Source organism: Micromonospora sp. NPDC007271 (assembly GCF_040634005.1).
Taxonomy (GTDB): Bacteria; Actinomycetota; Actinomycetes; order Mycobacteriales; family Micromonosporaceae; genus Micromonospora.
Genome location: NZ_JBEYER010000011.1, coordinates 15,511 through 29,750, shown reverse-complemented (window position 1 = coordinate 29,750; position 14,240 = coordinate 15,511). Strand labels below are relative to the sequence as shown.

Sequence of the window (14,240 nt, the reverse complement as noted above, 5' to 3'; positions counted from 1 at the left end):
GAGTGCGCTGGCCCCGTGCATCTGCACGTGGGCCGTTTTTGTTGCCATCGGACCATCACCGGGACGCCCGCGCCCCATCCTGAGAAGTGCATCACCCACTCCAGCCGAAGGCTTGAACCGCCATGACGAGACCCACGCCAGAGACCCTCGCCCACTCCGTCCGGCGCGCCCGCCCGGCCACCGAGCCGGCCGGCGCCGCCGACCACGCCTCCAACTCCCGCAACGGGGCCGTCCCGGCCACCCCGGCGGTACGGCAGCCCGCCCAGGCGCAGGTCTCCGGCGCCGGGTCGCTGGTGCGGGCGCTCGAGGCGCTCGGCGTCGACGTCGTCTTCGGCATCCCCGGCGGTGCGATCCTGCCGGCCTACGACCCGCTCTACGACTCCTCCGTCCGGCACATCCTGGTCCGCCACGAGCAGGGCGCCGGGCACGCCGCCACCGGCTACGCCCAGGCCACCGGCAAGGTCGGCGTCTGCATGGCCACCTCCGGCCCGGGCGCGACCAACCTGGTCACCCCGATCGCCGACGCGTACATGGACTCGGTGCCGATCGTGGCGATCACCGGCCAGGTCGCGCGGCCGGCGATCGGCACGGACGCCTTCCAGGAGGCGGACATCCAGGGCATCACCCTGCCGATCACCAAGCACAACTTCCTGGTGCAGACCGCCGAGGAGATCCCGCAGGTGCTGGCCGAGGCGTTCCACCTGGCCTCGACCGGCCGGCCGGGCCCGGTCCTGGTGGACATCCCCAAGGACGTCCTCCAGGCACAGACCACGTTCTCCTGGCCGCCCACCCTCGACCTGCCCGGCTACCGGCCGACCCTGCACCCGCACGGCAAGCAGATCCGGGAGGCGGCCCGGCTGATCACCAGCGCCCGCCGCCCGGTGCTCTACGTCGGCGGCGGCGTGCTCAAGGCCGGCGCCACCGAGGGTCTGCGCCGGCTGGCCGAGCTGACCGGCATCCCGGTGGTCACCACGCTGATGGCGCTGGGTGCGTTCCCCGACTCGCACCGGCAGCACCTGGGCATGCCGGGCATGCACGGCACCGTCGCCGCGGTCTACGGCCTGCAGAAGGCCGACCTGATCGTGGCGCTCGGGGCCCGCTTCGACGATCGGGTCACCGGCAAGCTGGACTCGTTCGCGCCGGACGCCACCGTGGTGCACGCCGACATCGACCCCGCCGAGATCGGCAAGAACCGGCACGCCGACGTGCCGATCGTCGGCGACGCCCGGCACGTGATCGACGAGCTGATCGCCGCGGTCACCACCGAGCAGGCGGCCCGGCCGGCCGCCGACCTCGGCGACTGGTGGGCCCAGCTCGACGACCTGCGCCGGCGCTACCCGCTGGGGTACGAGGAGCCGGCCGACGGCACCCTCTCCCCGCAGTACGTGATCAAGCGGCTGGGTGAGATCGCCGGCCCGGACACGATCTACGTGGCGGGCGTCGGGCAGCACCAGATGTGGGCCAGCCAGTTCATCTCGTACGAGAAGCCGTACACCTGGCTCAACTCCGGCGGCCTCGGCACCATGGGATACGCCGTCCCGGCGGCGATGGGCGCCAAGGTCGGCAAGCCGGACACCACGGTCTGGGCGGTGGACGGTGACGGCTGCTTCCAGATGACCAACCAGGAGTTGGCCACCTGCGCGCTGGAGGGCATCCCGATCAAGGTGGCCGTGATCAACAACGGCAACCTGGGCATGGTCCGGCAGTGGCAGACCCTGTTCTACGGGGAGCGCTACTCCAACACCGAGCTGGGTACCCACAAGCACCGCATCCCGGACTTCGTCAAGCTCGCCGAGGCGCTCGGCTGTGTCGGCCTGCGCTGCGAGAACGCCGCCGACGTGGACAAGACCATCGAGGCGGCCATGGCGATCAACGACGCCCCGGTGGTCATCGACTTCGTGGTCGGCAAGGACGCCATGGTCTGGCCGATGGTCGCCGCCGGCACCAGCAACGACGAGATCATGTTCGCTCGGGGCGTCCGCCCCGCCTTCGACGAGGACGAGCTCTAAATGAACCTGCACACGCTGTCCGTGCTCGTGGAGAACAAGCCGGGCGTCCTGGCCCGGGTCTCCGGGCTGTTCTCCCGGCGCGGCTTCAACATCGACAGCCTCGCGGTCGGCGAGACCGAGAACCCGGACGTCTCCCGGATCACCATCGTGGTCAACGCCGAGTCGTCCCCCCTGGAGCAGGTGACCAAGCAGCTCAACAAGCTGGTCAACGTCCTCAAGATCGTTGAGCTGGACGCGCAGGTCTCGGTTGCCCGGGAGTTGCTGCTGGTGAAGGTCCGCGCGGACCGCAACGCCCGCGCCCAGGTGCTGGAGACGGTGAACCTGTTCCGCGCCCGGGTGGTCGACGTCGCGCCGGACACCCTGACCATCGAGGCGACCGGCACCCCCGACAAGCTCGACGCGCTGCTGCGCGACCTCGAGCCCTTCGGCATCAAGGAGATGGTGCAGTCGGGCACGGTGGCGATCGGGCGCGGCTCGCGCTCGATCACCGCCGGCCCCGCGCTGCGCGCCGCCTGACCCCGACCGGACCGGCGCCCGCGCGCCGCCCGAACCACCGCACAAGTCCACGACGGGCCGCCGGGCACCGCCGTACGAAAGGGAAGTTCAATGAGCGTTGAGGTGTACTACGACGACGACGCCGACCTGGGCCTCATCCAGGGCCGCAAGGTCGCGGTGATCGGGTACGGCAGCCAGGGCCATGCCCACGCGCTGTCGCTGCGCGACTCCGGCGTCGACGTGGTGATCGGCCTGCCCGTCGGCTCGAAGAGCCGGCCGAAGGCCGAAGAGCAGGGCCTGCGGGTGCTCACCCCGGCCGAGGCGGCGGCCGAGGCCGACGTCATCATGATCCTGGCCCCGGACACCGCCCAGCGCGGCCTGTACGCCGAGGCGATCGCGCCCAACCTGTCCGCCGGCAAGGCGCTCTTCTTCGGCCACGGCTTCAACATCCGGTACGGCCTGATCAAGCCGCCGGCCGACGTGGACGTGGCGATGGTCGCCCCGAAGGGGCCGGGTCACCTGGTCCGCCGCCAGTACGTCGACGGCAAGGGCGTGCCCTGCCTGGTCGCCGTCGAGCAGGACGCCAGCGGCAACGCCTTCGGCCTGGCCCTGGCGTACGCGAAGGCGATCGGCGGCACCCGGGCCGGCGCGATCAAGACCTCCTTCAAGGAGGAGACGGAGACCGACCTCTTCGGCGAGCAGGCGGTGCTCTGCGGTGGTGCGGCGGCGCTGGTGCAGACCGGCTTCGAGGTGCTCACCGAGGCCGGCTACGCCCCCGAGGTGGCCTACTTCGAGTGCCTGCACGAGCTGAAGCTCATCGTCGACCTGATGTACGAGGGCGGCATCGCCCGGATGCGTTACAGCATCTCGGACACCGCCGAGTACGGCGACCTCTCCCGCGGCCCCCGGATCATCGACTCCCGCGTCAAGGAGGAGATGCGCAAGATCCTCGGCGAGATCCAGTCCGGGGAGTTCGCCCGGGAGTGGGTGGCCGAGGACGAGGCCGGCCGGCCGAACTTCGCGAAGTGGCGGGCCGAGGGCGCGGCGCACCCGATCGAGGAGACCGGGCAGAAGCTGCGCGCCATGATGAGCTGGGTCGACCGGCCCATCACCGAGACCGCCTGACCAGCGCCCTCGCCCTCCCGGCCGGACCGCCGGACGGGCAGGTCGCTGTGCCGGGGCCGGCAGCACCTGTGCTGGCGATATGCCTCAGCGGCATTTTTATGCCTCTGAGGCATATCGCTCTCCGGCATAGCCGCGTCCGTGGCCATCGCGCTGGTGACGGTCCTCACGCCGCGTACGGTCGGCGCAGCGCGCACGACTGTGTGAGGGCGCTCACCCGGCAGTCCGGGACACACCGGCAGGACCGCGCCCTACGATCCTTCCTAGGTGCGTAATCGGCACCTGACGGCCATGGCATCGATCAGCGCAGGGGCGCAGCGCGGCGCCCCGTCGCCCCAGGCCGACCGCATACGAGCGTCTACGAGGACCGATGAATCCTGTCGTACTGATCGCCGAAGAACTCGCCCCCGCCGCCATCGAGGTGCTCGCGCACGACTTCGACGTGCGCCACGTCGACGGCACCGACCGTCCGGCCCTGCTCTCCGCCCTCTCCGAGGCCGACGCGGTGATCGTACGCAGCGCCACCCAGATCGACGCCGAGGCGATCGCCGCCGCGCCGCGCCTGAAGGTCGTCGCGCGGGCCGGCGTCGGTCTGGACAACGTCGAGGTGCCGGCCGCCACCGCGCGGGGCGTCATGGTCGTCAACGCGCCCACCTCCAACATCGTCTCCGCCGCCGAGCAGGCCGTCGCGCTGCTGCTCGCCGTGGCCCGCAACACCGCCAGCGCCAGCGCCGCGCTGAAGGCGGGGGAGTGGAAGCGGTCCAAATACACCGGCGTGGAGATCCAGGGCAAGACCGTCGGGGTGGTCGGCCTCGGCCGGATCGGCGTGCTCTTCGCGCAGCGCATCGCCGCCTTCGGCACCCGGCTGATCGCGTACGACCCGTACATCCAGCCGGCCCGCGCCGCGCAGCTCGGCGTCCGCCTGGTCGGGCTGGAGGAGTTGCTGCGGGAGAGCGACTTCATCTCGATCCACCTGCCCAAGACGCCGGAGACGGTGGGCCTGATCGGCGAGAAGGAGTTGGCGATCGTCAAGCCGGGCGTCCGGATCGTCAACGCCGCCCGCGGCGGCCTGGTCGACGAGCAGGCCCTGGCGGACGCGATCGCCGAGGGGCGGGTCGCCGGCGCCGGCGTCGACGTGTACGCGAAGGAGCCCTGCACCTCCTCGCCGCTGTTCGCCTTCGACAACGTGGTGGCCACCCCGCACCTGGGCGCCTCCACCCACGAGGCGCAGGACAAGGCCGGCCTCGCGGTGGCCAAGAGCGTCAAGCTGGCGCTCCAGGGCGAGTTCGTGCCGGACGCGGTGAACGTGCAGGCCGGCGGCGTGGTCGCCGAGGACGTCCGCCCGCTGCTGCCGCTGGCCGAGAAGCTCGGCCGGGCGTTCACCGCGGTGGCCGGCGGGGTGGCCGCCAGCGTCACCGTCGAGGTTCGCGGCGAGATCGTCGCGCACGACGTGTCGGTGCTGAAGCTCGCCGCCACCAAGGGGCTGTTCAGCTCCGTGGTGGAGGAGCAGGTCACCTACGTCAACGCGCCGCACCTGGCCGCCGAGCGCGGGGTCGAGGTGTCCCTGACCACGCAGGCCGAGACGGTCGACCACGCCAACCTGGTGACCGTACGCGGCGCGCTGCCGGACGGCCGGACGGTCAGCGTCTCCGGCACGGTGACCCAGGCCGGCACCCGCGACCTCATGAAACTGACCGAGGTGGACGGTTTCGACGTGGAGATCGGCGCGGAGGGCATCCTCGTCTTCCTGCGCTACGTCGACCGGCCGGGCGTCGTCGGCACCGTCGGCACCCTGCTCGGCGCGGCGGGCGTGAACATCGCCGCCATGCAGGTCGCCCGCCGGGAGGCCGGTGGCGAGACGCTGATGACGCTCACCGTCGACCAGGCGCTCGGCGCCGACCTGCTCAACTCGGCCGCCGACTCGATCGGCGCGGTCGCGGCCAGCGCGGCCGACCTGCGCGACGAGTAGTCCACACACGACGGATCCGGGGCCCGGCCGGCAGGCCGGGCCCCTCGTCGTATCCGGGCGCTGGTCAGGGCGTGACGCGGGCCGGTGGTGGATAGACGGTGCCGTCCTGGGCGTCGAAGAGCATCAGGTCGTGCTCGGCGGCCAGCCGCTCGATGTCGAGCAGCACCTGGTCCTCGCAGGTGGGGACGAGGTTCATCTCCACGTGGTCGCAGGCCGCGTGCAGCGGAGCGACCTCCCACGGGGTGCCGGGGCCGGCCGGGCGGTCGGGATACGCGGCGGTGATCGCCCGGTAGAAGCCGACCACCCTCGGGTCGGGATGGTGCTCGCCGTGCCGCCCCTCGCGGCACCGCTGCACCGCCGCCCGTACCTGGTCGGGTGTGGCCCCGGCGGGCAGGGCCCACACGCTCAGATCAAAACTCACGGCGGACAGCGTGCCATTCCCGGGCACGGTCCGTCATCCTGCCGCGCCCAGGTTGGTGCCCGAAGCGCGGATCCGTGGGCTCGTGCGGTCCGCTGTGGAGACTCTTGCCTCGAGTTACGTCGATTCGCTAGCGTACTCGTGCGGTCACTGGCTGAGTTGAGACTCCGGCCCGTCTTCGGGTGGCGCGGTCGGGCGTCCGGCCCACCGGCCCGCACCCCTCGATTGCGCGAGCCACGCGCACTCGTCGCTGACCGGCCCCCACGGTCGTTGCCGAGGCCGTGGGGGCCGATCGCGAACCATGTCCCGGCGGGGCGGCGAGGCCCGGCCGGTGCTCACCGTCGACTGTGGGCGAAGAGCACCCGGTAGTCCGAGCCGTTGCCGAACCAGGCCAGCCCGGCCGGCCCGGCGGCGTAGAGGGCGGTGGCGTAGGCGTCAGCCACCGTGAGGTCCGGGCCCACCACGGTCGCGGCGCGGAGCTGGTCGGCCGGCTCGCCGGTGTGCGGGTCCACCACGTGCCCCCGGCGCCCGGTCACCCCGGAGGTCCCCACCGCGCCCGCCGTCATCTCCAGCATCAGGGGTGCCCGGTGCGCCTCCGTCGGGTGGTGCACGGCGACCCGCCACGGACCGCCGTGCGGCGCGTGGCCGCGCACGGTGAGGTCGGCGCCGGAGAGCACGGCGTAGTCGTGCACGCCGGCCGCGCGCAGCCGGGCTGCCGCCCGCTCCACGGCCCAGCCGCCGAGCAGGCCGCCCGGGTCGAAGCCGCCCGGCACCGCCCAGGCGTCGAACCATCCGTCGGTCGCCGCCCGCATCGCGGCGCAGCGGTCCACCAGGTCGGCCAGCGGGGGGTACGACTCGGGGCTGATCTCACCCCGGCGCAGCTTCGACACCAGGCTGTCCGGCTGGTTCGGCCCGTACGTGAGGTCGATGGCGCGCAGTTCGGCGACCGCGTCCCGCAGCGCCTCCCCGACGCCCCGCCGGCCCAGCCAGTCGGGCGCGTTGAGCAGCAGCGAGTACTCGGCGGTGGAGGTGCGGACGGTGTGCCGGACGCTGATCCGGTCGACGCCGGCGCCGCCCGCCCGGTCCAGCCGGTGGCTGCGGGCACCGAGGCGCAGGTCGGGGCGGCTGAGGAAGGAGGACTGGTCGAGCCAGCGGGTCCGCGGTTGCTCGTCGGGCCACTGGGTCCGTCGCCGCGTGTCGATCATTCTCTTACCCTAGGCAGCGGACTTGACTGCACCATGAATGCCACCTGGGAGGATCCTGAACGTCCGGCCGTCCCGAATGTTGGACGGTGCGTACCGGGAGACGGGACGGCGGCGTACCGTTGCCCAAACGACGAGGTGAGGAGCGCAGGTGACACGGATCGCGGTGGTGGCCGGGGACGGGATCGGACCCGAGGTCGTCGGGCAGGCCCGCAAGGTCATCGACGCCGTGCTTCCCGGCGTGACCGCCACCGAGTACGACCTCGGCGCGGCCCGCTACCACCGCACCGGCGAGGTGCTGCCCGACTCGGTCCTCGACGAGTTGGCCGGGCACGACGCCATCCTGCTCGGCGCCGTCGGCGACCCGACGGTGCCGCCGGGGGTGCTGGAGCGCGGCCTGTTGCTCAAGCTCCGCTTCGCGTTCGACCAGTACGTCAACCTGCGCCCCGCGCGGCTCTGGCCGGGGGTGCCCGGGCCGCTGGCCGCTGTGAAGCCGGGCGAGGTCGACCTGGTCGTGGTCCGCGAGGGCACGGAGGGCCTGTACGCCGGCGCCGGTGGCTCGCTGCACCGGGACACCCCGGCCGAGGTGGCCACCGAGGAGAGCCTGAACACCCGGCACGGTGTGGAGCGGGTGATCCGGGACGCCTTCGCCCGGGCCGGCCGCCGCGAGCGGCGCAAGGTCACCCTGGTGCACAAGACCAACGTGCTGACCCACGCCGGCTCGCTCTGGGCCCGTACCTTCGAGGCCGTCGCCGCCGAGCACCCCGACGTCGCCACCGAGTATCAGCACGTCGACGCCGCCGCGATGTTCCTGGTCACCCAGCCGCAGCGGTACGACGTGGTGGTCACCGACAACCTCTTCGGCGACATCCTCACCGACATCGCCGCCGCGGTGACCGGCGGCATCGGGTTGGCGGCCAGCGGCTGCATCAACCCCGAGGGGCGCTACCCGTCGATGTTCGAGCCGGTGCACGGCTCCGCGCCGGACATCGCCGGCCGGGGCGTCGCCGACCCGGTGGCCGCGGTGCTCTCCGCCGCGCTCCTACTCGACCAGCTCGGCCACGCCGACGCCGCCGCGCGGGTCACCGCCGCCGTCGCCACCGAGCTGGCCGACCGTACGCCGGGGGCTCCGCTGCGCACCGAGGAGGTCGGCGACCGCCTCGCCGGGTACGCCGTAGGCTGACCGGGCCGTCGCCGGCCCGGGATCCGGGCTGCCAGACCCGTACCCGGGCCGCCGCGGGCGTCGATCGCCGCACCGTCATTCGGTGCGTTCGATGTGTCGGGGTGGAGCTATCCGCTGAACGACCGTTCGGGGTAAGTTTCTGGCACCAATGACGTCGGCGTGCGGTGGCGCATGCCGTGGGACCCGCAGGGAGGTCAGCGCGATGAGCGGTGGTGACAAGCTCGATTTCGAGATCCGTCCGAATCCCGCGCCGGTATCCGCCGCCGACCGGGCCGCCCTGCTGGCGAACCCCGGGTTCGGCCGGGTGTTCACCGACCATATGGTGACCATCCGGTACGCCGACGGCAAGGGCTGGTACGACGCCCGGGTCGAGGCGCGCGCACCGATCCCGATGGACCCGGCCGCCGCCGTCCTGCACTACGCGCAGGAGGTCTTCGAAGGGCTGAAGGCGTACCGGACCGCGGACGGGGGCGCCACCCTGTTCCGTCCGGAGGCGAACGCGGCCCGCTTCGTCGCGTCCGCCCGGCGGCTGGCGATGCCCGAGCTGCCGCCGGAGACCTTCGTCGATTCGCTGCGCCGGCTGGTCGAGATCGACCGGAACTGGGTCCCGGAGGACGAGGACGCCAGCCTCTATCTGCGGCCGTTCATGTTCGCCAGCGAGGTCTTCCTCGGCGTCCGCCCGGCCAACGAGTACCTCTACGCGGTCATCGCCTCCCCGGCCGGTGCCTACTTCACCGGCGGGGTCAAGCCGATCACGGTCTGGGTCTCCCCGGACTACACCCGGGCGGCGCCGGGCGGCACCGGCGCGGCCAAGTGCGGCGGCAACTACGCCGCCTCGCTGGTGGCCCAGGCCGAGGCGATCGAGGCGGGCTGCGACCAGGTGGTCTTCCTGGACGCGGTGGAGCGGCGCTTCGTCGACGAGCTGGGCGGCATGAACGTCTTCTTCGTCTACGACGACAACACCCTGGTCACCCCGCCGCTGACCGGCACGATCCTGCCGGGCATCACCCGCGACGCGATCCTCACCCTGGCCGCCGAGTCCGGGCACCAGGTGGCGGAGCGGCCGATCAGCCTCGCCGACTGGCAGGCGGACGCGGCCAGCGGCCGGCTCCGCGAGGTGTTCGCCTGCGGCACGGCCGCCGTGATCACCCCGATCGGCGGGGTGCGCTTCCCCGATGGGGAGTTCCTCATCGGTGGCGGCGAGCCGGGACGTTCCACGATGGCCCTGCGGCAGCGGCTGGTCGACATCCAGCGCGGCCGGGCCGAGGACCGGCACGGCTGGGTGCAGCGGGTGCTCTGACCGCTGGTCGGGTGAACAGCCGTCGCGGCGCTCTGGCGGCGGCTTTCGCCGGGCGCTCGCGCCCAGCGTCCCGAGGCTGAATCGTTCACGCCATCAGCGCGACAGGGACTTCGACGTCTTGTCCCTGGCGCGCTGCGGCGGCGCGCTTCAGTCGAGCAGGTGGTCGCGGAGCGCGTCGAGCTGGGCGTCGGTCACCCCGGCGTGGCGCAGGTAGCCCTCCACCGAGCCGTATCCCGCGCGTAGCTCGGTGAGGAAGAGCGTCATCGCCTCGGCGGGGGAGGCGAGGTACGGGCGGGACGGCTGCTCCGCCTCGGGCAGCGTCGCGGCGACCCAGGCGCTGAACCGGTCGGACGCCTCGGTGCTCAGCGCGTAGTCGGCGACGATGTCGTCGTCGGGCACGCCGAGCACGGCCAGGGTGAGCGCGCAGACGATCCCGGTGCGGTCCTTGCCGGCCACGCAGTGCACCACCACCGGGGCGTTGGCGCTGTCCGCGATCAGCCCGAGCGCCTCGGCCAGGCCGGCCGTGCCGGTCTGCGCCAGGGCGGCGTACCGGTCGGCGAGCCAGCGGGGCAGGCTCTCCCGCGGGTCGTACCGGAAGTCGGCCCAGCTCTGATGCTCCGGGTGGATGTGCCGGTAGGTGAGCCCGTCGTACGCGGGCACCCGGCCGTCGCGGGCCACCTCCTCAGGGCGGCGCAGGTCGATGACGGTGCGGATGCCGAGGTCGGCGAACGCCGCCCGGTCGGTCTCGTCGATGCGGTGCAGCGAGTCGGAGCGGTAGAGCCGGCGCCGGCGCACGATCCGCCCGTCGTGGCCGGTGTGGCCCCCGACGTCGCGGAAGTTGAACAGGGCCGGGAAGGGGTTCCGGAAAGGGACGTCGATGGTTTCCACCCCTGACACGGTAACGGCCGGCGGGGCCGCGATGTGCCCCGCCGGCCGTCCGGTGCAGGTGACTCCGTTACCGGGCGGTGCCCGGCGGGATCGACGAGTAGGTGTCGTCGTAGTACCCGCCGAGCTTCTCCCGGTACGCCGGATCCGAGTCGGTGCTCGCGTCGTACTCGGGCGCGGCCTTGATCTGGTCCTTGCTCCGGTCGACGTAGACCTTCCGCTCGTCGTGGTCGACGTGGTTGACGGTGCCGGCCGGCAGCATGACCTTCGTGCCGAAGATCCACGGCCCGGTGTCGACCACGAGGAAACTGGAGTTCACCTCGTGGCTGGCCCGGTCCACCTTGCCGATACCGCCGTCACTCGCCTCCACCTTGTAGCCGACCAGGTCGATGCCGGACACGCCGGCGTCGTCCCGGTAGCGCCACGGATCGAAGCGTCCCGCGGGCGTGCCGCCCGCGAAGGCGCCCTGACCACCCTGGGTCAGCGGGTCCGGCGTCCCGTGGGTCGTTCGAGGGTCGAGCCGATCCATCGGCGTCCACTCCCTTTCTCGACTTTCTCGGGGGATGTGCCCTGTCGGACCCTTCGTACCCGGTTGTGGAGGTCGCTACACCGGCGGTTCAGGCCAGCGCGGACTCCGCGTCCAGGGCCACCGCGGCGGCGTGCACGACGGCCGCGATGCGCAGCCCCTCGTGCACCTGCTCACGGGTGAACCCGGCGGCGCGCAGGGTCTTCTCGTGCGACTCCAGGCAGACCCCGCAGCCGGTGATCGCCGACACGGCGAGGCACCAGAGCTCGAAGTCGCCCTTCTCCACACCGGGCCGGGCGATGATCTGCATCCGCAGCCGGGCCGGCAGCGTGGCGTACTGCTCGTCGCCGATGAGGTGCTTGGCCCGGTAGTAGATGTTGTTCATCGCCATGATCGTGGCCGCGCCCTTGGCCGCCTCGACCGCCTCCGGCGTGAGGTGACCGGCCGCCTCGGCGGCGACCTCCTTCAGCAGCATCGGGTTGCGGGCCGCCACCGCGCAGGCCAGGGCGGTGCCCCAGGCCTGCTCCGGCTTGAGCGTCGAGGTGGCGACGGTGGAGCCGAGGTTGAGCCGGATGTCCTTGGCGTACTCGGGCAGCGCAGCCTTGACCGCGTCCAGACCCATGGTCAGGCCCCGGCACCGGCGAGCAGCGTGGTGGCATCCAGGGTCGCGCCGCCCTTGTTCCAGTTGCACGGGCAGAGCTCGTCGGTCTGCAGCGCGTCCAGCACCCGCAGCACCTCGGAGACGTTCCGGCCGACCGAGCCGGCGGTGACCATCGCGAACTGGATCTCGTTGTTCGGGTCGACGATGAAGGTGGCCCGCTGGGCGACGCCGTCCTCGCCGAGCACGCCGCAGGCGGCGGTCAGCTCGCGCTTGATGTCGCTGAGCATCGGGAAGGGCAGCTCACGCAGGTCCGGGTGGTCCTTGCGCCACGCGTAGTGGACGAACTCGTTGTCGACGGAGACGCCGAGGACCTGGGCGTCCCGGTCGGCGAACTCGCCGTTCAGGCGGCCGAACTCGGCGATCTCGGTGGGGCAGATGAAGGTGAAGTCCTTCGGCCAGAAGAAGACCACGCGCCACTTGCCCTGGTGGGACTTGTGGTCGATCGTCTCGAACGCCTTCTCGGCGTCCAGCGACACGCAGGCGGTGAGTTCGTACTCGGGGAAGCGGTCACCGACGGTGAGCACAGGTCCTCCTAGACAGTGGCTTGTCAGCGGCGCGAGGCCGGTAACTGGATCGGTTCCAGATTCTGCCGCAGTGCTGTTTTCACCTGGTAGCGGCCGGTCGACTTGTGAAGTTGATCACGAGCGGCGGGTTCTGCCGCGACTTCGTATGCCAATCGGGTAGTGAACACCCACCGTCACCGTCCCGGCATGTGGATTCTTCCTCCCAAAACCAGGGCGGGGGTGGCAGAGTACCGATCGTGACCAGCCACGCCCTGATTATTGGCAGCTAGCGCGCCGGCCTTCCCTCTCGCCGAGCGCGCAGACCTCCCGCATCCGCGGGGGGTCTTTTTGTTGCTCCCCCGAGGTTCGAGAAGAGGACTCCGATGACCTTCCAGGTGTACGACACGACGCTGCGCGACGGCGCGCAGCGTGAGGGGCTCAGCTACTCGGTGGTCGACAAGCTGGCGGTGGCCCGCCTGCTCGACGACCTCGGGGTCGGCTTCATCGAGGGCGGCTGGCCGGGCGCCGTCCCCAAGGACACCGAGTTCTTCCGGCGCGCCCGTTCCGAGCTGGACCTGAAGCACGCGATCCTGGTCGCCTTCGGGGCCACCCGCAAGGCCGGGGTGGCGGTCGAGACCGACCCGCAGGTGCGCGGGCTGCTCGACGCCGAGACCCCGGCGGTGGCGCTGGTCGCCAAGGCGGACCTCCGGCACGTCGAACGGGCGCTGCGTACCACCGCCGAGGAGAACCTCGCGATGATCCGCGACACGGTGCGGTACATGGTGGGGCAGGGCCGACGGGTCTTCGTCGACGGGGAGCACTTCTTCGACGGCTACCGGCACGACCCGGCGTACACCGCCGCGGTGCTGGAGACGGCACTCGCCGCGGGGGCCGAGCGGTTCGTGCTCTGCGACACCAACGGCGGGATGCTGCCGTCCCAGGTCACCGCCGCCATCGCGGACGTCACCGCGCGCACCGGCGTGGCGCCGGAGCTGCTCGGCATCCACTGCCAGAACGACACCGCCTGCGCGGTGGCCAACACCATCGCGGCGGTCGAGGCCGGCGTGCGGCACTTCCAGGGCACCGCCAACGGGTACGGCGAGCGCCCCGGCAACGCGGACCTCTTCGTGGTCGTCGCCAACCTCCAGCTCAAGCTCGGGCTGCCCGTCCTACCAGAGGGCTGCCTGGAACAGATGGTGCGGGTCTCGCACGCCATCGCCGAGATCGCCAACATCGCCCCCGACACCCACCAGGCGTACGTCGGGGCCGCCGCCTTCGCCCACAAGGCGGGGCTGCACGCGAGCGCGATCAAGGTCGACCCGTTGCTCTACAACCACGTGGACCCGTCGGTGGTGGGCAACGGCATGCGGATCCTGGTGACCGAGATGGCCGGGCGGGCCAGCGTCGAGCTCAAGAGCCGTGAGCTGGGCCTGGACCTGTCCGGCCATCCGGACGCCCTGTCCACCGTCACCAAGCGGGTGAAGGAGCTGGAGGCCGGCGGCTGGTCGTTCGAGGCCGCCGACGCCTCGTTCGAGCTGCTGGTCCGCTCGGAGCTGCCCGGTCTGGCCGTACCCCGGCCGTTCGCGCTGGAGTCGTACCGGGTGCTGGTCGAGCACCGCGAGGACGGCGCGGTGGTCTCCGAGGCCACCGTCAAGATCCGGGTACGCGGCGAGCGGGTGATCGCCACCGCCGAGGGGAACGGTCCGGTCAACGCCCTGGACGAGGCGCTGCGCGCGGCCCTGGCCCGGCACTACCCGGAGCTGCGCGACTTCGAGCTGGCCGACTACAAGGTCCGCATCCTGGAGGGCAGCCACGGCACCGGCGCGGTGACCCGGGTGCTGGTGGAGACGGCCGGCGCGGGCCGGGACTGGACCACGGTCGGCGTCCACCCGAACGTGGTCGAGGCGAGCTGGCACGCCCTCGTCGACGCCCTCACCTACGGCCTCGACCGGGCCCGGGTGTAAGGA

The 14,240-nt window shown here is 72.0% G+C and carries 13 protein-coding genes; 7 read left to right on the top strand and 6 right to left on the bottom strand.

Annotated elements, in window-relative coordinates; translation table 11 throughout:
- The first annotated feature begins 122 nt into the window (after positions 1-122).
- From ABZ570_RS06360 to serA, 4 genes are all read left to right on the top strand, one after another.
- Positions 123-2,009 carry an acetolactate synthase large subunit gene (locus tag ABZ570_RS06360; protein WP_358057689.1) on the top strand — a complete coding sequence of 629 codons (1,887 nt, stop codon included), beginning with the start codon at positions 123-125 and terminating at the stop codon, positions 2,007-2,009.
- Positions 2,010-2,525: an acetolactate synthase small subunit gene (ilvN, locus tag ABZ570_RS06355; protein ID WP_358057686.1), complete on the top strand. Its 516-nt coding sequence runs from the start codon at positions 2,010-2,012 to the stop codon at positions 2,523-2,525. It abuts the gene before it with no gap.
- A gap of 90 nt (positions 2,526-2,615) precedes the next feature.
- Entirely contained in the window at positions 2,616-3,629 is a 1,014-nt protein-coding gene (gene ilvC, locus ABZ570_RS06350) for a ketol-acid reductoisomerase (RefSeq protein ID WP_358057683.1), read from the top strand.
- Positions 3,630-3,996: 367 nt separating this feature from the next.
- On the top strand, positions 3,997-5,595 hold the full coding sequence (gene serA, locus ABZ570_RS06345) for a phosphoglycerate dehydrogenase (protein WP_358057680.1): 1,599 nt from the start codon (positions 3,997-3,999) through the stop codon (positions 5,593-5,595).
- Between the two features lie 64 nt (positions 5,596-5,659).
- On the opposite strand, the gene ABZ570_RS06340 is transcribed toward serA, so the two are convergent.
- Entirely contained in the window at positions 5,660-6,016 is a 357-nt protein-coding gene (locus ABZ570_RS06340; protein WP_358057677.1) for a hypothetical protein, read from the bottom strand.
- 332 nt (positions 6,017-6,348) lie between these two features.
- On the bottom strand, positions 6,349-7,218 hold the full coding sequence (locus ABZ570_RS06335; RefSeq protein WP_358057674.1) for an FAD:protein FMN transferase: 870 nt from the start codon (positions 7,216-7,218) through the stop codon (positions 6,349-6,351).
- A gap of 148 nt (positions 7,219-7,366) precedes the next feature.
- Between ABZ570_RS06335 and ABZ570_RS06330 the strand changes: the two genes are divergently transcribed.
- The gene (locus ABZ570_RS06330) at positions 7,367-8,398 is read left to right on the top strand and encodes a 3-isopropylmalate dehydrogenase (protein WP_358057671.1); all 1,032 of its coding nucleotides are present in this window, start codon (positions 7,367-7,369) and stop codon (positions 8,396-8,398) included.
- Between the two features lie 202 nt (positions 8,399-8,600).
- A complete protein-coding gene (locus tag ABZ570_RS06325; protein ID WP_358057668.1) occupies positions 8,601-9,698 on the top strand; it encodes a branched-chain amino acid aminotransferase in 1,098 nt (365 codons plus the stop codon).
- 147 nt (positions 9,699-9,845) lie between these two features.
- Here the strand turns inward: ABZ570_RS06325 and ABZ570_RS06320 are convergent, their stop codons facing one another.
- From ABZ570_RS06320 to ABZ570_RS06305, 4 genes are all read right to left on the bottom strand, one after another.
- Positions 9,846-10,577, bottom strand: coding sequence for a tyrosine-protein phosphatase (locus ABZ570_RS06320; RefSeq protein WP_358057850.1), 732 nt, complete (start codon positions 10,575-10,577; stop codon positions 9,846-9,848).
- Between the two features lie 76 nt (positions 10,578-10,653).
- Entirely contained in the window at positions 10,654-11,112 is a 459-nt protein-coding gene (locus ABZ570_RS06315; RefSeq protein ID WP_358057665.1) for a PRC-barrel domain containing protein, read from the bottom strand.
- A gap of 88 nt (positions 11,113-11,200) precedes the next feature.
- Positions 11,201-11,731 carry a carboxymuconolactone decarboxylase family protein gene (locus ABZ570_RS06310; protein ID WP_358057662.1) on the bottom strand — a complete coding sequence of 177 codons (531 nt, stop codon included), beginning with the start codon at positions 11,729-11,731 and terminating at the stop codon, positions 11,201-11,203.
- A 2-nt stretch (positions 11,732-11,733) separates the two neighbouring features.
- Positions 11,734-12,294, bottom strand: a complete 561-nt coding sequence (locus ABZ570_RS06305) for a peroxiredoxin (RefSeq protein ID WP_358057659.1) — start codon at positions 12,292-12,294, stop codon at positions 11,734-11,736.
- Positions 12,295-12,656: 362 nt separating this feature from the next.
- Between ABZ570_RS06305 and cimA the strand changes: the two genes are divergently transcribed.
- Positions 12,657-14,237 (top strand): citramalate synthase, encoded by a 1,581-nt coding sequence (gene cimA / locus ABZ570_RS06300; protein ID WP_358057656.1) that lies wholly within the window; start codon positions 12,657-12,659, stop codon positions 14,235-14,237.
- Positions 14,238-14,240: the final 3 nt, after the last annotated feature.

Coding starts and splice junctions, on each gene's coding strand:
- ABZ570_RS06360 (WP_358057689.1), top strand. CDS start 123: ATGACGAGACCCACGCCAGAGACCCTCGCCCACTCCGTCCGGCGCGCC.
- ilvN (WP_358057686.1), top strand. CDS start 2,010: ATGAACCTGCACACGCTGTCCGTGCTCGTGGAGAACAAGCCGGGCGTC.
- ilvC (WP_358057683.1), top strand. CDS start 2,616: ATGAGCGTTGAGGTGTACTACGACGACGACGCCGACCTGGGCCTCATC.
- serA (WP_358057680.1), top strand. CDS start 3,997: ATGAATCCTGTCGTACTGATCGCCGAAGAACTCGCCCCCGCCGCCATC.
- ABZ570_RS06335 (WP_358057674.1), bottom strand. CDS start 7,218: ATGATCGACACGCGGCGACGGACCCAGTGGCCCGACGAGCAACCGCGG.
- ABZ570_RS06325 (WP_358057668.1), top strand. CDS start 8,601: ATGAGCGGTGGTGACAAGCTCGATTTCGAGATCCGTCCGAATCCCGCG.
- ABZ570_RS06315 (WP_358057665.1), bottom strand. CDS start 11,112: ATGGATCGGCTCGACCCTCGAACGACCCACGGGACGCCGGACCCGCTG.
- ABZ570_RS06310 (WP_358057662.1), bottom strand. CDS start 11,731: ATGGGTCTGGACGCGGTCAAGGCTGCGCTGCCCGAGTACGCCAAGGAC.
- cimA (WP_358057656.1), top strand. CDS start 12,657: ATGACCTTCCAGGTGTACGACACGACGCTGCGCGACGGCGCGCAGCGT.